This window comes from Streptomyces albireticuli, assembly GCF_021228125.1.
Lineage (GTDB): Bacteria > Actinomycetota > Actinomycetes > Streptomycetales > Streptomycetaceae > Streptomyces > Streptomyces albireticuli.
Genome location: NZ_JAJQQS010000003.1, coordinates 399,162 through 416,814 on the forward strand (window position 1 = coordinate 399,162; position 17,653 = coordinate 416,814).

The 17,653-nt window shown below is 73.6% G+C and carries 13 protein-coding genes; 7 read left to right on the forward strand and 6 right to left on the reverse strand.

What is annotated here, in order from left to right:
• Positions 1 to 64 precede the first annotated feature (64 nt).
• A complete protein-coding gene (locus tag LUZ64_RS06500) occupies positions 65 to 634 on the reverse strand; it encodes a DUF4442 domain-containing protein (RefSeq protein ID WP_095585326.1) in 570 nt (189 codons plus the stop codon).
• A gap of 493 nt (positions 635 to 1,127) precedes the next feature.
• On the opposite strand from LUZ64_RS06500, the gene LUZ64_RS06505 reads away from it, so the two are divergent.
• Entirely contained in the window at positions 1,128 to 3,995 is a 2,868-nt protein-coding gene (locus tag LUZ64_RS06505) for a M4 family metallopeptidase (RefSeq protein ID WP_095585325.1), read from the forward strand.
• Positions 3,996 to 4,095: 100 nt separating this feature from the next.
• On the opposite strand, the gene LUZ64_RS06510 is transcribed toward LUZ64_RS06505, so the two are convergent.
• The gene (locus LUZ64_RS06510) at positions 4,096 to 5,016 is read right to left on the reverse strand and encodes an SMP-30/gluconolactonase/LRE family protein (RefSeq protein ID WP_232389761.1); all 921 of its coding nucleotides are present in this window, start codon (positions 5,014 to 5,016) and stop codon (positions 4,096 to 4,098) included.
• Between the two features lie 311 nt (positions 5,017 to 5,327).
• On the opposite strand from LUZ64_RS06510, the gene LUZ64_RS06515 reads away from it, so the two are divergent.
• The 3 genes from LUZ64_RS06515 (at position 5,328) to LUZ64_RS06525 (ending at position 8,281) form a co-directional block, all read left to right on the forward strand.
• Positions 5,328 to 5,858 (forward strand): hypothetical protein, encoded by a 531-nt coding sequence (locus LUZ64_RS06515; protein WP_095584921.1) that lies wholly within the window; start codon positions 5,328 to 5,330, stop codon positions 5,856 to 5,858.
• Between the two features lie 73 nt (positions 5,859 to 5,931).
• A complete protein-coding gene (locus LUZ64_RS06520; protein ID WP_095584920.1) occupies positions 5,932 to 6,768 on the forward strand; it encodes a DUF4097 family beta strand repeat-containing protein in 837 nt (278 codons plus the stop codon).
• A gap of 265 nt (positions 6,769 to 7,033) precedes the next feature.
• Positions 7,034 to 8,281, forward strand: a complete 1,248-nt coding sequence (locus LUZ64_RS06525) for a cytochrome P450 (RefSeq protein ID WP_095579559.1) — start codon at positions 7,034 to 7,036, stop codon at positions 8,279 to 8,281.
• Between the two features lie 141 nt (positions 8,282 to 8,422).
• Here LUZ64_RS06525 and LUZ64_RS06530 read toward each other — a convergent pair whose 3' ends face one another.
• From LUZ64_RS06530 to LUZ64_RS06545, 4 genes are all read right to left on the reverse strand, one after another.
• Complete coding sequence (locus tag LUZ64_RS06530; RefSeq protein ID WP_095579558.1) at positions 8,423 to 9,889, reverse strand: ABC transporter ATP-binding protein; 1,467 nt, start codon at positions 9,887 to 9,889, stop codon at positions 8,423 to 8,425.
• Between the two features lie 263 nt (positions 9,890 to 10,152).
• Positions 10,153 to 10,989 carry an ABC transporter permease subunit gene (locus tag LUZ64_RS06535; protein ID WP_095579557.1) on the reverse strand — a complete coding sequence of 279 codons (837 nt, stop codon included), beginning with the start codon at positions 10,987 to 10,989 and terminating at the stop codon, positions 10,153 to 10,155.
• Complete coding sequence (locus LUZ64_RS06540) at positions 10,986 to 12,008, reverse strand: ABC transporter permease (protein WP_372471948.1); 1,023 nt, start codon at positions 12,006 to 12,008, stop codon at positions 10,986 to 10,988. Before LUZ64_RS06540 ends, LUZ64_RS06535 begins: the two co-directional genes overlap by 4 nt.
• Positions 11,993 to 13,543: an ABC transporter substrate-binding protein gene (locus tag LUZ64_RS06545; protein ID WP_095579556.1), complete on the reverse strand. Its 1,551-nt coding sequence runs from the start codon at positions 13,541 to 13,543 to the stop codon at positions 11,993 to 11,995. Before LUZ64_RS06545 ends, LUZ64_RS06540 begins: the two co-directional genes overlap by 16 nt.
• A gap of 354 nt (positions 13,544 to 13,897) precedes the next feature.
• Here LUZ64_RS06545 and LUZ64_RS06550 point away from each other — a divergent pair, with 354 nt between their 5' ends.
• The 3 genes from LUZ64_RS06550 (at position 13,898) to LUZ64_RS06560 (ending at position 17,596) form a co-directional block, all read left to right on the forward strand.
• A complete protein-coding gene (locus LUZ64_RS06550; RefSeq protein WP_095579555.1) occupies positions 13,898 to 14,914 on the forward strand; it encodes a TauD/TfdA family dioxygenase in 1,017 nt (338 codons plus the stop codon).
• A gap of 253 nt (positions 14,915 to 15,167) precedes the next feature.
• Positions 15,168 to 16,199 (forward strand): ornithine cyclodeaminase, encoded by a 1,032-nt coding sequence (locus LUZ64_RS06555; RefSeq protein ID WP_095579554.1) that lies wholly within the window; start codon positions 15,168 to 15,170, stop codon positions 16,197 to 16,199.
• Positions 16,190 to 17,596: a type III PLP-dependent enzyme domain-containing protein gene (locus LUZ64_RS06560; protein WP_095579553.1), complete on the forward strand. Its 1,407-nt coding sequence runs from the start codon at positions 16,190 to 16,192 to the stop codon at positions 17,594 to 17,596. The genes LUZ64_RS06555 and LUZ64_RS06560 overlap by 10 nt, the downstream gene beginning before the upstream one ends.
• Positions 17,597 to 17,653 lie beyond the last annotated feature (57 nt).

Consider the following 17,653-nt stretch of genomic DNA (forward strand, 5'->3'; position numbering starts at 1 on the left):
GTCACGGATCGCGTGTCACGGTTCGCTTGTCACGGGCGTGGGTCCGGCTTCCGCCGTGCCCCGGTCAGCCGGGCAGGATCTTGCAGTGGTACGTGAACGCGGCGCCGGCCAGGAATTCGCCTTCGGCGTTCTGCAGATGAGCTCTCACCGTCACGTCGAAACGCTCGCCGGCGGGCAGGTCCGGATAGCCTTCGGGAATTCCTTCCACCGGTGCGTCCGCCACCGCCCGGATTTCCCCGAGGGCCTTCCTGCGGTATTCGATCCGGGACTCCCGGAGGATGAAGACCGTGGCGGTGACGCGTTCTCGCAGCGCTCCGGCGAGCGCCGCGCCGGCGGCCGCCTCGGCGAGCAGGAAGAGCGCGGCGGCGTGTGTGGTGCCCACGTGGTTGCGCGTGTCGTGGGAGTCCGGGAGTGCGGCCACGGCGCGTCCGGGCCCGAGCTCTCTCACTTCCGCGCCCACGAACTTCTGGAAAGGAACCACTTCGTTGACGAATGCGCGGATGTCTTCGAAGGACGGTAACTGTGGTGTGGTGGAAGGTAACGGATGCGAATTCAGGGATATCTCCCATCGGCTCCGGGCGGTGCCAAGGAAATCACCTCGGGAGGCGCCGGTGACGTTTCCCGTACGGCCCATAACGGTCGCGGCCCCGGTGGGCTGGCGTCAAGTGAAACTTTGGAGGCACAAGAAAGTGAGATGGGCTGATCATCGTACTATTCATATACTGTGCGTACTCGTCAGTGTCGCGTTTACCGATCACTCGATCGGGGAGTCAGCACCCTGCGAGTCGCCCGACCGAAGGCGGCCCGTGGGTTCGTGGGCGGTGGGTTCGAGGGAACCGCCCGGACGCGCCCGGACCCGTCTTCCTCCCGACCCACCGACGCGACGCGGAGTCTTCCTTGCAGCGCACCGAGAACGAAGGACCGGCACCCGCCTCCGAGCTCCCGGGGGAGGCCGGCCGGCGGCGGTGAGCGCCTGCCCGATCCCCCGTCGCCCGGCCGAGGCCGAAAGCCGACGGTGTGCGGACGTATGCCGTTGATGAGGCGCCGTGTCACCCGTTTCCATTGCCCTGACCGAAGTTCCTGCTGTCAGGTGTGCGCCGTGAGGCGCGCCTTTGGAGGGGGATGGCGTGCGGAAGCCGAGAGCACGTACGGGGAGACCGAGAACAGCCGGGGTACAGGGCGGCATCACAGGTGCGGCGGCGCTGATCAGCGCCGCCGCACTCGTCGTTCCGGCGGCCCCCGCCCACGCGGCGACACCGCCGCCCCCGGCCCCGGGCGGGGTCGTCCCGGGACAGCGGACGGCGACGCCGGCGCTGGTCGAGGGCCTCAGGGAGCCGGTGAAGGCCACGGGGAGCGCGGCCGACGCGGCACGCGCGCACCTCGCGGAGAAGCGGAGCCGCTACCGGATCGCCGATCCCGAGCGCGACCTGAGACCCTTGCGGACCACGGCCGCCGGCGCGTCGGAGACCGTGCGGCTCCAGCAGCGGCACCGGGGCGTCACGGTCCTGGGCGGCCAGTACGTCGTCCGGATGGAGAAGAAGGACGGCGGGAGGGTCGTCACCGGCACCTCCGGAAAGTACTTCACCGGGCTGTCCACCGGAGTCGAACCCGGGATCGGCGAGGACCTCGCCGTCGAACGGGCGGTGGAGGCGGCCGAGGCGCGGCTCGGCACCGGCGGATTCGGCCGGGACGACGGGACGGAGGACGAGGGGGCCACGGTGGTGCCCCCGCTGACCGGAACCGCCCGCGGCCTCGTCGTCCTGCCCCGCGGCGCCGGCGTGCTCACCCACCACGTCACCGTGCGCGGCGCCGACCCGGCCACCGGCGCGCCCGTACTGCGCGAGGTGTACGTCGACGCGCGGGCCGGCTATCCGGTCCTCCAGTACAGCGGGATCAAGACGTTCGGGGCCCCGGCCGCCCGTACTCCCGGAACGGACACCCGTGCCGGGGCCGCGGCGGCGCCGGCACGGGCCGCGGACGACCCCGCCCCCGGGGAGCCGGGCGTCCAAGGGTCGGGGGTCAGGCTCGACGGCAAGCCGGTCGGGCTCCAACTGGCCCGGGACGACTCGCGCGGGGAATTCGTGCTGCGCGACCACTCCCGGATGCGGGACAGCACCAAGAACGTCCTCGCCACCTGGGACGCGCGCGGCAAGAACGTCGGCGACGTGTCCGGCACCTGGCCCGAGGACATCAAGGAGTTCGGCTCCCCGACGGCGGCCTTCGGCAAGGAGGCGACCGAGGCGGGCGCGGTCGACGCGCACTGGGCGGCGGGCAAGGTCTACGACTACTACAAGGAGGCGCACGGACGGAACAGCCTGAACGGCCGCGGCATGACCGTCAATTCCCTCGTCGGAGTGACGTACTTCGGCATGCCTTACGTGAACGCCTTCTGGGACGGAAGCAAGATGGTCTACGGCAGCGGGGACACCGAGTACCGTCCCCTCTCCGCCGGCCTGGACGTCGTGGGCCACGAGATGACGCACGGTGTGGTGGAGAACTCCGCCGACCTCGTCTACGCCGGTCAGCCGGGCGCCCTGAACGAGGCGATCGCCGACTACTTCGGCAACGCCGTCAAGACCGACGCCTTCGGCATCCCCATGGACAGCCCCGACTCGGGGCTGCTGGGCGACACCCTGTGCCGGACGAAGTCGCCGCGCGAGTGCGCGATCCGCGACCTCAACGACGGAAGGACCACCTCCAAGTCCTTCCTCGGTGTCGGCTTCGGCACCGACAACGGCGGCGTCCACCTCAACTCCACCATCTTCTCGGGCGCCCTGTGGGACATCCGCGAGGACCTCGGCCGCACCCTCGCCGACAAGATCGTCTACAAGGCGCTCACCGAGTACCTCACACCTCTCGACGGCTTCACCGATGGCCGTGCGGCGGTCCTCGCCGCCGCCAGGGCCCTGGGCGTACCCGCAAAGGACCTCGCCACCGTCACCCGTTCCTTCGGCGCCCACGGCATCGTCCCGAACTGGGAGCGGGCGATCGGCGTGGACTCCGATCAGCTCCTGGGCAGGCTCAACGTCACGGAGACGAACACCGGGTCGGGCGGCGGCTGGTGGGCCGTCTCCAAGTCCGACGAGACCGGATCCGAGCCGTACTCGATCTGGGCCGGGCGTGTCGACGGCACCGGGGAGAAGAAGCTGATCAGCCCCAACGACGGCCGCTACCACGTCAATCCGGCGACGGACGGGAAGACCGTGGTGTGGGCGGCGCACGGGTCCGGCGGTGTCGACCTCCTGTCGCGGCCGCTGGCGGGCGGCCCGGTCAAGAAGCTGTGGCACAACCGCAAGGCCGTCTACGACGTGCGGGTCGAGGGCGGCGTCGTGGCCTTCTCGGCCTCGATCCGCGGCGGAGTCCCGCTGCGGGTGGCCTACCTGCGCCCGGGTGACGAGGAGCCGACGTGGATGGACACCGGTGGCCGCCGCAACGCGACCGCCATGCCGTCCCTCACCGGCGGCAAGCTCGCCTACGCCAAACGCACCTACGTGCGGCTCCGCGGCTACACGTACTCGGTCCACGTCCGGGACATCGCCACCGGCTCCACTACCGAGATGCCCCAACTCGGCAAGCCGATCAACGTCGGCCCGACCGCCCTCACCGGCAAGCACGTCTACTGGCTGGCGGACGAGACCGCCGACCAGGGCCAGCGGGCCGTACGGCGGGCGAACCTCGATGGTTCGGGCGTGGTGGACCTCAGTAAGGAGCAGGCCCCGGACGCGCTGTTCGCCACCGATGTCACGGCCTCCGAGGAGGCGGTGACGGTCACCTCCCAGGTGCCCGCGTCCCCCGGCGCGCAGCCCGGCAACGAGACGCTCGCCAAGCTGTGGCAGTTCCCGGCGGACGGCGCGCGCCGGGCCCGGGTCTCCTGCAACCGCGGCGAGCAGGCCGCGGCCGCCGCCGCGGGCGGCAAGCGGGTGATCTGGGTCGACGGCACCACGGGCCACGGCGACCTGGTCACCCGCGGACGGCCGGCGGGGAACTGCGGCTGAGCGCGTGACCTCCGACGCGGCCCGCCGGATTCCGCTCCGGCGGGCCGCGCTCGTACGGCCGTTCCCGCTGTCCCGCCGCCCCGGCCCGCGGTCCCGCCCCTCAGCCGACCGTCACCTTGACGATGCGGCCGGACGCCTCGACGACGAAGAGGTCGCGGCGCGGGTCGTTGTCGCCGAAGGCGCGGGCGACGCGCACGCTGCTGGGCATCCGCAGCCCTTCGGCCAGGACGCAGGTCGCCCCGGTCGCCGGGTCCACCCGGAGCAGCTGGCCCTTGCGGAAGCTCGCGACCACCAGGTCACCGTCGAAATGGGTGAGGTCGTCGAGGACCTTGGTGTCCAGGATGTTGTGGCTGAGCTTGGTGACCGTGGTGCGGGCCGCCGGGTCCTTCAGGGGGATCCGTACGATCGGTGAGGTGGTGTCGGTGATGACGCTCGCGTACAGCTGGTCGCCCACGATCTCCAGTCCGTTGGCGCCGAAGACGTCGGCAGCCTTCGTCCAGGCCTCGTCCTTCGTCCCGTCCGGGCGGATCTTGAGGATGCCGGTGGCCAGCTCGCGGCTGAGGTAGAAGTTGCCCTCGGCGTCGATGGCGAGGCCGTTGATGCCGGATATCCCCGCCACGACCTTCTCGGCCTTCGGGTGTGCGGCGGCCGGGTCGAACCGGACGATGCCGGCGCCCGGAGTCAGGGGATTCACCCCGTAGTTGACGTACATCATGCCGTCCGGGCCGCGCCGCAGGGCACCCGGGCCGCTCACCGGGAAGCTCGCCTTCATGGTCCCGTCGGGGGCGTACCCCTCGACCCGGTTCTTGGTCAGATGCGCGACCCAGAGCGTGCCGCGCCCGTCGAACTCGAGGTTCTCCCGCCAGTCCAGCAGGGGGAGTCCGCCTTCCCGGAACACGTCGAGGCGGGCGGGCTGGGTGCAGCGGGGGAGGGAGGCGGCTTGGGCGGGGGGTGCGGTGGCGGCGCCGAGGGTGAGGGCGGTGAGGAGGGCGGTCGTGATTGCCGCTGAGCGAATCTTCATGGGGTCGTTGTATCGGGGGTGGGCGGGGGGTTACCAGTGAGTTGAGGGTCGAGGGGTGTGCGGGCGGTGAGGTTCGGGGGTTTTCCCCAGCCCCGCCCCTTCCCGCTCCCGGGGCTCCGCCCCGGACGGGCTGGATTTTCCAGCCCGTCCGGCGCTTGAGGACACCGCGCGAAGCGCGGAAAAGGGGGCCCGGGGGCGAAGCCCCCGGTTTCGGGAAGGGGCGGGGCTGGGGAAACCCCCTCGCCGTTATGGTGCCACATAGACGCCGACCTCCCCTTGCGGTGGCGCCATAATGGTGCCATGATGGCGTTATGGACCTCACGCCCTACGTCGAGAACCTCCGACGCGAACTCGCCGTAGCCGCCGGCGCCGGCGGCGACGAAGCCCGCGCCCTCGCCGAACGGCTGTCCGCGCCGCTGGAGTCCGCCGCCCGGCTCACCCTGCTGAACGCGCTGTCCGCGGCCATGGGCGAGGTCACCCGGGACCTCGCGCCGGGTTCGGTCGACGTACGGCTGCGCGGGCTCGACCCCGAATTCGTGGTGACGCGGCCGCCGGCCCCGGAGCCGTACGAGGAGGCCGGCGGCCAGGAGGCGGCCGTCACGCGGGCGCCCCTGCCGCCCGCCCCTTCGGAGGGGGACGACGGCAGCACCGCGCGCATCAACTTCCGGCTCTCCGCCCACTTGAAGAACCGGATCGAGGACGCGGCGGGCCAGGAGGGCCTCTCGGTCAACGCCTGGCTGGTACGTGCCGTCGCCACGGCCCTGGAACCCGGCCCGCCGGAACGGCCCGCGGGGCGCGGCCGCCAGCGGAACGGCCAGGGCTACACGGGCTGGGTCCGCTAGGGGGCGCCCGGCGGATCTCCACGCCCGCCTCACCCGCGGGATCACCCACCACAGTCATGAGGACGGCACAGCCATGCCTGATTTCGACACCCCCGCACCGATCTCCCTCTCCCTCGAATTCGACATCGGATCCGCCCGGATCACCGCGGGCGAGCGCACGGACACGGTCGTCGAGGTGCTGCCCACGGACGGCGCCGAGAGCGCCGACGTGCGGGCCGCTCGGCAGACGAAGGTCACCTTCGCGGACGGCAAGCTGGAGGTGAAGGGCCCCAAGCAGCGCTCCCTGTTCGGCCGGGCGGGCTCCCTCGACGTGAGCGTCGAACTGCCGGCCGGCTCGGACGTCCTGGCCGTCTCGCCCCTGGCGGACTTCGTCTGCGAGGGCGCTCTCGGCGAGTGCAGGATCAAGTCCTCGCTCGGCGGCATCCAGGTCGCCGAGGCGGCGGCCGTCAATCTGCGGACCGACCACGGCGACGTCCGCCTGGCCCGCGTGGCGGGGGACGCCGAGGTCGTCGGCGCGGGTCGGATCGGCATCGGCCGGGTCGCGGGTGCCGCGATCGTCAAGAACGTCAACGGCGACACCGAGATCGGGGAGGTCACCGGCGACCTCCGGGTCAACTCCTCCAACGGCCGCATCTCCATCGGCGTCGCGCACGCCGGCGTCGACGCCAAGTCCGCCAATGGCGGCATCAGGGTCGACGAGGTGGCGCGCGGCAAGGTGACGCTCCAGACGGCCATGGGCGATCTGGAGGTCGGCATCCGCGAGTCCACCGCCGCCTGGCTCGACGTCAACACCCGCCTCGGCGCCGTCCGCAACTCCCTCGGCCCGGCCGACGGCCCCGGCGACTCCGACAGCACCGTAGAGGTGCGCGCCCGTACCGGCGTCGGCGACATCGTGATCCGTCGCGCGTGAGACCCCGCGCACGTCACCGCGTTTCCTGACACACCACACTTCTCTCCGCGCGCATTCTCATGGGCGGCCCCCACCTCACCCGGGCCCCCGCGCCACGAGGGCCGGAGCCCCGCCCGCCGTGCGCCGCACGGCCCGCGCGCCGGGCGGCCCCGCACGGCAGCGGCCCCGCACGGCGGGCCGCCCTGCCCGCACCACCCGCTTCACCACGGCAATCGCACGTCACTGTTCACCGCACGTCACTCTGCACCCTGTTCAGGAGGACACCATGCAGCACGAACCGTCGACAGCCCCGTACGAAGAGATCACCCATGAGGCGGCCCCGCACACCGAGCTGGCGACACTGCCCACCAGCCGCCCCGCCGGCTGCCCCTTCGACCCGCCCGCCGAGCTGGCGACCCTGCGCGCACAGACCCCGCTGCGGCGGATGCGCTTCCCCGACGGCCACCTGGGCTGGCTGGCGACCAGTCACGCGGCGGTCCGCGCGGTCCTCGCCGACCGCCGCTTCAGCTCACGCTACGAGCTCCTCCACCTCCCCGTCCCGGGCGCCCCGGAAGGCGGGCTGCCCCCGGCCCCGATCGGTGACCTGACCGGCATCGACGCCCCCGAGCACACCCGCTACCGGCGCCTGCTCATGGGGAAGTTCACGGTCCGCCGGATGCGCGCCCTGACCTCCCGGGTCGAGGAGATCACCGCCGAATGCCTCGACGCCATGGAGCGCCGGGGGCCGTCCGTCGACCTGGTGGCCGCGTTCGCCCACCCCGTACCCGCGCTGATGATCTGTGAACTGCTGGGCGTTCCCGAGGCCGACCGTGAGGACTTCCAGCGCACCGCCGCGGGGATGAGCGACCCGGAGGCGACCCTTGAACAGATGATGGAATCCCTGACCTCGCTCACGGAGCGGGTCCACGCGCTCGTCCCGGCCAAACGCGCCCACCCCACCGACGACCTGCTCAGCGACCTGACCACCACCGACCTCACCGACGAGGAACTCGCCGGCATAGGCAGCTTCCTGCTGGCCGCCGGGCTCGACACCACCGCGAACATGCTCGGGCTCGGCACGTTCGCCCTGCTGCGGAACCCCCCGCAGGCCGCCGCCCTGCGCGCCGAGCCGGAACTCGCCGACCAGGCGGTCGAGGAACTCCTCCGCTACCTCACCATCACCCACACCGGATTCCGGGCGGCCCTGGAGGACGTGGAGCTGGAAGGCCAGCTGATCAGGGCCGGCGAGACCGTCACCCTCTCGGTGCAGGCCGCCAACCGCGACCCGGAGCGGTTCCCCGACCCGGACGCCCTCGATCTGCGGCGCTCGACCACCGGGCACATGGCCTTCGGCCACGGCATCCACCAGTGCCTGGGCCAGCAGCTCGCGCGCGTCGAGATGCGGGTGGCCTTCCCGGCCCTGTTCACCCGTTTCCCGACGCTGCGGCTCGCCTGCCCGCCCGAGGAGGTGCCGCTGCGCACCGACCAGAGCATCTACGGGGTGCACCGGCTCCCCGTCACCTGGGACCGGTAGCGGACCGTAAGAGGGGGAAGGCCCGCCCCTGTTCCCCCGGGAGCCCCCGGGGGAACAGGGGCTTCTTGGTACCCTCCCGTCTCCGGCGCCGTCGTCGCGGTGACCCACGACCGGTGGCTCGCCCGGGGCCGACGGAAGCCCTCACCCGACCACCGGGAGCGTCCGCCCGGTGTCCCCGGCCGCGGTGACCCGGCCCGCTTCGAGGACGTGGACCGTGTCGGTGTGCGTGGCCACGAGGTGGAGTTCGTGGCTGACGAGCACCAGCGCCAGCCCCCGCTCGGCCCGGAGCCGGGTGAGGAGCTCCAGCACGGCGCCGGCCGTGCCGGGGTCGAGCGCGGACGTCACCTCGTCGCACAGCAGGACGTCGGGCCCAGGGGCCAGGGCGCGGGCGATGGACACGCGCTGCCGCTGGCCGCCGGAGAGCTCGTGGGGGTAGCGGCGGGCGAAGTCGGCCGGCAGGCCCACCTGGCCGAGGAGCTCGGCGACCCGGTCGGCCTGCTCGGACCGCGCCGCCGCCCGGTGCAGGCGGAGCGGTCTGGCCAGCGTGGCACCGACGGTACGGGCGGGGTTGAGGGCCCCCAGCGGGTTCTGCGGGACGAGCTGGACGCGGCGCCGCTCCGCCCGGCCGCGCCGCCGGGCCAGGGCCGGCAGCGCGCGGCCGTCCAGGGTGAGGCAGCCGGCGTCCGGCCGTTGCAGCCCCGCCAAGACGCGCAGCAGGGTGGTCTTCCCGGAGCCCGAGGGGCCGATGACGCCGGTGGCCTCGCCCGGGGCCACCGCGAAGCCGACCCCGGCCAGGGCCCGGTGGGACCGCCCGCGCTGGGTGAACGTGACCACGAGACCCTCGGCGGCCAGACCGGGCCCCGGCCCGCCGCGCGCGGGGAGGGCGGCGGCCCGGGCCGGGAGCGCGGCGGTGGGCCCGGGCGCCGTACGGGCGGCGGCCGGGCCGAGGTCCACGACATCGTCGGCACAGCGCTCGACGAGCGCGGGATCGTGGCAGGCGAGGACGATCGCGAGCCCCCGGCCGGCGGCCAGGTGGCGCAGGAGGCCGGCGATCTCGTCGCGCAGCGCGGTGTCGAGCCCGGCCGTGGGCTCGTCCAGCAGCAGGACGTCGGGCCGCCGGGCGAGGGCGCGGGCCAGCGCCACCCTGCGCTGCTGCCCGCCGGAAAGGGCACCCGGGCGGCGGTCGGGCAACCCGTCCGCCACGGGCAGCAGGCACTCGGCGAGCAGGTTCCGTACGGCGCGCGGTGACGGGTCCGCCGCCGTCTCGGCGACGAGCTGCCGGACACGCATCCGGGGGTCGAGCGCGGAGCCGGGGTCCTGGCCGACGTAGGCGACGCGGTGGCGGCGCAGCGCGCGCAGCCGGTCCTCGGGCAGGGCGAGGACGTCGTGCCCGAGGACGTCGACGCTGCCCGAGACGACCCGTGCCCCGTCGGGCAGGTCGCCGATCACGGCCCGTAACAGAGTGGACTTACCGGAACCGGAGGGCCCGGTGAGGGCGGTGATCCGGCCGCTCCGGAGCGTGAGACCGGCCCCGGCCAGCAGGGTGGGGCCGCCGGGTACGGAGATCTCCAGGCCGGTGACGCTCACCACGGCCGGGCTGTCGGTCATGGCCGGGGAGGCTCCGTCCGGGGGAAGGGACGCGGGCCGTCCCACCGGTACGGGTCGGGGTACGGGCGCTCGATCCGGGCCCGCAGGGGCGGGCGGGTCTGCGGAGACATGTGGGTCGGCGGGATTCGCCAAGGCCGCGGGGATGTGCGGGTGTGTGGGAGCGGGTGGGTCCGTGGGGCGTGTGTCCTCGGGGGGCGGGCCCGTGCGGGCGTGTCCGTCCGTGGGTGTTCCCTCCCCCGCCCGGGGGTCCTCGTGTCCGGGAGTCATCGCGCACCCACCGCCGCGCGCCGCGCCGCCGGTGTGAGCGCGTCGGCGGCGAGGTTGACGCTCACGGCCAAGAGGCCGACGGCGAGGCTGGGCGCGACGACCGCCCAGGGGTTGAGGAGCGCGCCGGGGGCGTTCTCACGGATCATCAGCGCCCAGTCGGCGGCGGGCGGCCGGGGCCCGAGCTGGAGGAACCCGGCCATCGAGATGACGTAGACGGCGGCGACGAAGCGCAGGCCGAACAGGGCGAGGACGGTGGCGCGCAGATTGGGCAGCACCTCGCGCAGCGCCAGGTGCCACAGCCGTTCGCCACCGGCGGCCGCCGCCTCGACGTAGCCGGACGCGGCGACGGGCGCGGCCGCGCTCGCGACGACGCGTACCGCGTACGGGACGCCCAGCCCGGTGGCGGCCGCCATGACCGCGAGCCGCCCGCCGGGCCAGGCCAGGGCGAGCAGCATCATGCCCAGCACCGGCGGCAGCAGGATGGCGAGGTCGGCGCCGCGTTCGACGAGCCGTCCCACGGCGGGGGAGAGCACGGCGAAGCAGCCCAGCACGGCGGCCACGGCGGTGACCGCGACGGCGACGGCCAGGGCGCCGCCGATGAGGGCGCTGCCGCCGTGCAGCATCCGGCTGAGCACGTCGCGGCCGAGCTGGTCGCCGCCGAGGAGCGCGGCCGGGCCGGGCGGTGCGTAGGGCGCGGTGACCGGTTCGTCCATCGGGCGCGGGGCGAACAGCGGCCCGGTCAGCGCGAGCAGGGTCAGCAGGGCCCCCGGCGCCACCGCGAGGAGCACGCGGGCGCGCGGGGCGCGGGAGGGGGCGAGGGCGGCGGAGCTCATGGGCGGGCTCCCAGGGTGCGGGCACGGATGAGGTCGGCGCACAGCAGGACGAGGCTGATGACGGCCCCGGTGCAGGCCACGACCCCGGCGATGACCGGTGTGTCGCGGTCGCTCACGGCACCGGCCAGGACGGTGCCGAGGCCCGGGTAGTTGAAGAGGGTCTCCACGACGACGGCGCCGCCCAGCAGCATCCCGGTGGACGTCGCGGCACCCGTGGCGATCGCGGGCCACGCGCCGGGCAGCGCGTGGCGGAGCAGGACGCGCCGGGGGGACAGGCCGTCCAGGTGGGCGGCCGTGACGTGCGGGGCGCCGGCCTGGTCCGCCAGCGCGCCGCGGACGATGCGGGCGTTCCAGCCGGCCTGCGGCACGGTGAGGGCCAGGACGGGCATGACCAGCATGGTCCAGGAGGCGGGGGCGCCGTCGGGGGCGGTGAGGGTGACGGCGGGCAGCCACCCGGTCCACAGGGACAGCGGCAGCAACAGGCCGACGGCTACCACGAATTCGGGCAGGGCCAGGGCGATCCCGGAGGTGATGTTGACGATCCGGTCGACCGGGCCGCCCGGGTGCAGGGCCGCCCGGCAGCCGAGGGCGAGCGCCGTGGCGAGGGTGGCGGCGAACGCCGTGCCGCCGAGGAGGAGGGTGTTGGGGAAGGGCGCGGAGAGCAGGCCGGTGACGCGCTCACCGCGGGCGGAGGTGCCGAGGTCGCCGGTGGGCAGGGCCGTCATCCAGTCCAGGAACCGCTCCCACACCGGCCGGTCCAGGCCGAGCAGCCGGCGGCGGGCCGCGGCGTCGGCGGCGCTCTCGCCGCGGTCGGAGGTGGCCGACGCGGCGTCGCCGGGCAGCAGTTCGACGGCGGCGAACACGACGGCGAGCAGCACGGCCAGCATCAGGGCGCGCTTGGCGAGCACCACGCCGGCGCCGACGGCCGCCGTCGCGGCGCGGCGCGGGGCCGAGGCCGTCACCGGGGCGGTGGCGGCCTCGGCCCGTTCCGTCGCCGTCCCGGTCAACGGGCCAGCCAGACGCGTTCGAGCTGGACCCGTCCGTAGCCGGGCAGCCTGGGCAGGTCGCGCACCTTGGGGCCGGCCAGGTCGATGCCGTCGGCCACGCCCCACAGCAGATAGCCGGAACGGTCGTGCTCGATCCGCTGGAGCTCACGGAGTGCCGTTGCCCGGGCCTTCTCGTCGGGGGCGCCGACGGCCTTGCGGTACGCGCCGTCGAAGCCCGGGTCCGACCAGCCGGCCTCGTTCTGCCCGGCGCCGGTGATCATCTTGGCGGCGAGGAAGATCACGGAGTCGTTGGTGCCCCAGTAGTTGGTGTAGAAGGAGCCCTTGAGCCAGGTCTTCTCGTAGAACGCGCCCGACTCCTGCTTGACGACCTTGATCTTGACGCCGGCCTCACGGGCGTGGTTGGCGAAGAGGGTCGCGGACTCGGCCAGCCCGGGGACGTCCTCGGTGGTGACGAGGTCATAGGTCTTGGAGAGGTCGAAGCCCGCCTCGCCGAGCAGCTTCCCGGCCCTGGCGAGGTCGCGCGTGCGCCGGGGAAGGTCCTTGGCGTAGGCCGGGTCCGCGGTGCCCAGCACGTCGTTGGCGACGGTTCCGTAGCCGGAGAGGACCTGCTCGACCATGGCCTCGCGGTCGACGACGAGCTTCATGGCCTCGCGGACCCTGACGTCGGCGAAGGGGCCGTCGGCGGTGCGCATGACGAGGGGCATCGCCATGTCGCCCGGCCGCCGGACGAGCTGGACGTCCTTGCGTGAGGCCGCCGAACGGGCCGCGACGGGACCGACGTTGGAGGCCAGGTCGATCTGGCCGCCCAGCAGGGCGTTGGCCATGGCCTGGGGGCTCTCGAACATGGTCACCTCGACGGCGTCGAGGTGCACCCGCCCGCCGTGCCACTTGTCGTTGCGCAGCAGCCGGGCGTTGCCGCCCCGGAACCAGTCGAGCTTGAACGGGCCGGTTCCCGGGGCTTTGGGTATCTCCTTGTCGGGGGTGTCCTTCTTGAGGACGAACGTCGACAGGCGGGTCAGCAGCGGGAGTTCGGCGTTGGCGACGTCCGAGACCAGGACGACGGTGCCCTTGCCGTCGGCGGTGATGTTCTCCGCCTTGACGCCCGGCAGCCGGGACGCGCCGGCGGGGGTGTCGCGGAGTCTGCGCAGCGACCACACCACGTCGTCGGCGGTGACCGGTGAGCCGTCGTGGAAGACGGCGCCCTCGGCGAGGGTGAAGCGCCAGGTCCTGAGATCGGCGGAGGGCTTCCAGGCGGTGGCGAGCCGGCCGACGGTGTTGTCCTTGAGGCCGGGTGCGGTGAGGGTGTCATGGACGAGGGCGATGATCAGGTAGTCGCTCTCGTTGCCCTGATTGCCGTGCGGGTCACGGGTGGTGGCGGAGGCGCGGCCCAGCGCGCCGACGCGGAGCGTGCCGCCTTTCCGGGGGGTGCCGCCGGAGGAGTCCGCCGGTGAGGAGGCCGCGTCCTTGCCGCCGCCGCACGCGGTGAGCAGGGCGGCCGTTCCTATGCCGCCGCCGGTCCAGAGCGCCTGACGCCTTGTCCAAATCACGTAAGTCCCCGTTCCACGGAAGTTGCACTTACTTAGGTTTGGCTACCCTGAAAATGGACGTGATCGCAACTGTGCGTGGGCCGTGAACCGAAAGGCGAATCGGCCTCAACCTCCGTTTCCTGCCCGTCAATTGGGCAAAATCGGGTGAAGTGAACTACCATCTGGTAAGGGTTGCCTTGCCTAAATTCGATGGTAGTTTCCTTGGTGAACGCTGCTGCCGACAGCGGGTTTCCGCCACCTTCCGCAACTCCCCTCACAGGCCCGAGGGTCGCACTCCGCCCTGCCCTCGGGCCGCTTCCGAGGCATGCCCGGGAACGATCCCTCCGCCCTCACCACGGAAACGGATACTTCGCCATGAGCACGGGAGCCCCACCCGTCCGCCTGCTCGATCCCACCGCGGCCGCCGAGGTCGACCACGCCGCCGGAAAGATCCTCACCACCTACGGCACCTCCGCCACGTCCTCCCAACTCCTCGAACACGTCGCCCGGTCGGCGGCGGATCTCAGTGAGTCGGTCCGGCGGCACCTGCGGCCCGTCGACACCGACGACGGCCTGTTCGTACTGCGCGGCCTGACCGTCGACGACATCGCCGTGGGCCCCACGCCCGGGAGCTGGGCCACGGCGGGGGACGGCGGCGCCGCCCACGACATCGCGATGCTGCTGCTCGCCACCGTCATGGGCGACCCCCTCGCCTGGGAGGGCCAGCAGGAAGGTCGCTTCGTCCACAACATCGTCCCCGCCCCCGGCCACGAGGAGGAGCAGACCGGCGCCAGCAGCGACGTCCTCCTCAGCCCGCACACCGAGGACGCCTTCCACCCGGACCGCGCCCACCTCCTGATGCTCGGCTGCGTCCGCAACCACGACCGGGTCGCCACCACCGCCGCGAGCGTCCGCCACGTACGCCTGGACGAGGCCGACATCGCCACGCTCACCCGCCCCGAGCTGCCGATCCTTCCCGACGACGCCTACACGAACGTGTGGGATCCCGGCGACCGCCGGGCCGAGCGACCTCCGGACGTCTCCACCCTCTGGCGCTCCCCGGACGGCCTCACCCTGCGCTTCGACCCGGCCTACACCCCGCTGGCGAAGGCCACCCCCGTCTACCGGGCGGCGTACGGGCGGCTGGAGGCGGAACTCGCCCGCGTCTCCGTCTCGGTGAGCCTCGATCCGGGCGAGGTCCTCGTCATCGACAACGACCTCGTGGTGCACGGCCGGGTCCCCTTCAAGGCCCGCTACGACGGCACCGACCGCTGGCTCAAGCGCGCCTCCGTGCGCGTCCCCGGCCGCACCACCCGCCCGCCGGCGGAGGCCGGTGAACACGGCTACGGGCAGGCCGCCTTGGTGGCCTGCGCGTCGCGGGGCGCGGGCTGATCCCGGCGCCCGCCGCACGGCCGCCCCGGTGACCGGCTGAACCGGCCGAACCGGCCGCCGAAGCGCACCGACCGCAGGACTCGCCCGGACCTTCCCTCCATGGGCCCAGCAGGGTTTACCCCAGGACGGCTTACCCCCCACGGGCCCCGGCAGGGCCTACCCCAGCACGTCTTACCCCCCACAGGCGTCACCGAGCACCGACTCGCACCCACCACCCCTCACCGAAAACCCCACCGCGGACGAGGAGCGAGACATGACCGGTACCACGGACCCCCGCATACCCTTCGGCACGGCCGCGCCCGCCGACGACACGACCCTGCGCCTGCTGTCCACCAGCGACCTCGCGGGCCTCGACATCTCCCTCGCCGACGTCGTCGGCACCGTCGAGGGCGCCTACCGCACCCTGGCCGCCGGCCGCTCGGACAACCCGCGCAAGGTCACCGTCAAACCCTCCGACGGGCACTCCGTCGCGTACGCCATGCTCGGCCGCGACGGCTCCCGCGACGTCGTCGCCGTGAAGACCTCGTACAAGCACGGCCTGGACAAGGGGCGTCAGGAGCAGCACTACTACACCACCCTCACCCTCTACGACGACGTCACCGGCCTGCCCGTCGCGATGATGGACTGCGGCCGCGTCGGCTCCCTGCGCACCCCGGCCGTCTCCGCACTGCTGGCCCGCGAGTGCGCCACCCCCGGGGCGCGCAGCGCGCTGGTCATCGGCACCGGCACCCAGGGCCGGCTGGCCCTGCCGTTCCTGCTGACCACGCTGCCCGGCCTGGACCGGCTGATGCTCTTCGGCACCCACCCCGAGGGGATCGAGGCGGTACGGGCGCGGCTGCGCGCCCACTTCCCCGACCGCGACGTCGAGGTCGTCACCGACGCCCGGGCCGCGGCGGGCGACGCCGACGTCGTCGTGGCCACGGCCGGCGCGCACACCCCCGCCGCCGTCGAGTCCGCGGACCTGGCGCCGGGAACGCTGTCGATCCTGGTCGGCCACGGCCTGGCCCCCTCCACGCTGCACCGCGCCGACCGCGTCGTGGCCACCAGCGAGGCCCAGATGAACGTCACCGGCACCGACATGGCGGACGCCGACGGCAAACTCCCCGCCGTCGACGCCGAGTTCCCCCCGGTCCTCGCGGGCGTGACGGCGGGCCGCACCGCGCCGCTCGAGCGGATCTTCGCCTACAACAGCGGCCTGGTCGTCACCGACATCGCCCTCGGCCACCGCTTCGCCCAGCTCGCCCTCGAGCAGGGCCTCGGGACGCGGGTGCCGCTGTGGCGGTGAACGGCACGTCCCCGCTCACCGTCCGCTTCCCCACGCTGCCCGCCCATCCGGACCCCGTCACGGACGCGATCCTCGACAGCGGCCTCCTCCAGGAGCTGTCCCACGCCTTCGGCGGCCCGTTCCACTTCCTGCTCCCGCACCGCTTCGACGCCAACCTGGCCGCGCTCCGCGCCGTGCTGGAGGAGGCCGGCGTGGACGGGCGCGTGTACTACGCGAAGAAGGCCAACAAGGCCGCCTTGTGGATCGAACGCTGCGCCGCGGGCGGTGCCGGTGCGGACGTCGCCAGCCTCGGCGAGCTCCACGAGGCGCTCGGCCACGGCGTCCGCGGCGAGGACCTCGTCGTCACCGGGCCCGCCAAGAACGACGAACTGCTGCGCGCGTCCGTCCTCCAGGGCGCCCTGACCACCGTCGACTCCCTCGACGAACTCGACCGCCTCCTCGCGCGGACCCGGGCCGGCCCGCACCGCCCCGCCCGGCTGCTGCTGCGCCGGCTCCCCCCGGCGCAGCCGGAGAGCCGCTTCGGCATGGACGGCGCCGGGATCGAGGAGGCGCTGAGGCGGTGCGTACGCGCCGGCGACACGATCCGGATGGAGGGCTTCTCCTTCCATCTCTCCGGCTACGCCACCCGCCCGCGCGCCGACCTCGCCGGACACCTCGTCGACCTCTGCCTCAAGGCCCGCGCCCTGGGCCTGCGGGCCGACCGGATCAGCATCGGCGGCGGCCTCGCCGTCGACTACGCGGCGGCCGCGGACTGGCACGCCTTCCTCGCGGCGCAGCGGCCCGCGCACTACCACGCGCGCAAGTCCTTCCCGGCGGGCGGCTTCTACCCCTACCACTCGCCGGTCGCCGGGGCCGCCGCGCTCCGGGCCGTACTGGCCGCCGTCCCCGGGGGCGGCCGGGAGAGCCTGGCCGCCAGACTCCGCGGCACGCGCACGGCACTGCTGACGGAGCCCGGGCGCGCGCTGCTGGACCGGGCGGGCTCGTCCGTCTTCCGCGTCCAGGGCGTCAAGGACCGCGACGGCTACGCGATCCTCACCGTCGACGGGACGAGCCTGAGCCTGTCCGAGCAGTGGTTCGGCAGCGAGTACCTGCCCGAGCCCGCCCTGGTCACCCCGGCCGGGCGGGCCCTCGGCCCGGGGACGCACCCCGCGTGCGTGGGCGGGGCCAGCTGCCTGGAGTCGGACCTGCTCACCTGGCGCAAGGTCCCCTTCCCGGCCCGCCCGGCCGTCGGCGACCTGCTGGTCTACCCGAACACGGCCGGGTACCAGATGGATTCCAACGAGTCGCCTTTCCATGACCTGCCGCTGCCGCCCAAGGTCGTCGTCGAGGCCGCCGACGGGCCGGACACCGGAGGCGGGCGGCCCCGCTGGCGCCTCGACCGGCGCCCCGCCCGCTGATCCCGCCCTGCCCGTCCGCCCGTCCGGGCTGGTCCCGCCCTGCCCGGCTGCCTGTCC

What these genes read in the sequence shown, in the direction of transcription:
- LUZ64_RS06510 (WP_232389761.1), bottom strand. Translation starts at nt 5,016, where the DNA reads ATGAAGATTCGCTCAGCGGCAATCACGACCGCCCTCCTCACCGCCCTC.
- LUZ64_RS06530 (WP_095579558.1), bottom strand. Translation starts at nt 9,889, where the DNA reads ATGACCGACAGCCCGGCCGTGGTGAGCGTCACCGGCCTGGAGATCTCC.
- LUZ64_RS06500 (WP_095585326.1), bottom strand. Translation starts at nt 634, where the DNA reads ATGGGCCGTACGGGAAACGTCACCGGCGCCTCCCGAGGTGATTTCCTT.
- LUZ64_RS06555 (WP_095579554.1), top strand. Translation starts at nt 15,168, where the DNA reads ATGACCGGTACCACGGACCCCCGCATACCCTTCGGCACGGCCGCGCCC.
- LUZ64_RS06515 (WP_095584921.1), top strand. Translation starts at nt 5,328, where the DNA reads ATGGACCTCACGCCCTACGTCGAGAACCTCCGACGCGAACTCGCCGTA.
- LUZ64_RS06550 (WP_095579555.1), top strand. Translation starts at nt 13,898, where the DNA reads ATGAGCACGGGAGCCCCACCCGTCCGCCTGCTCGATCCCACCGCGGCC.
- LUZ64_RS06535 (WP_095579557.1), bottom strand. Translation starts at nt 10,989, where the DNA reads ATGAGCTCCGCCGCCCTCGCCCCCTCCCGCGCCCCGCGCGCCCGCGTG.
- LUZ64_RS06520 (WP_095584920.1), top strand. Translation starts at nt 5,932, where the DNA reads ATGCCTGATTTCGACACCCCCGCACCGATCTCCCTCTCCCTCGAATTC.
- LUZ64_RS06525 (WP_095579559.1), top strand. Translation starts at nt 7,034, where the DNA reads ATGCAGCACGAACCGTCGACAGCCCCGTACGAAGAGATCACCCATGAG.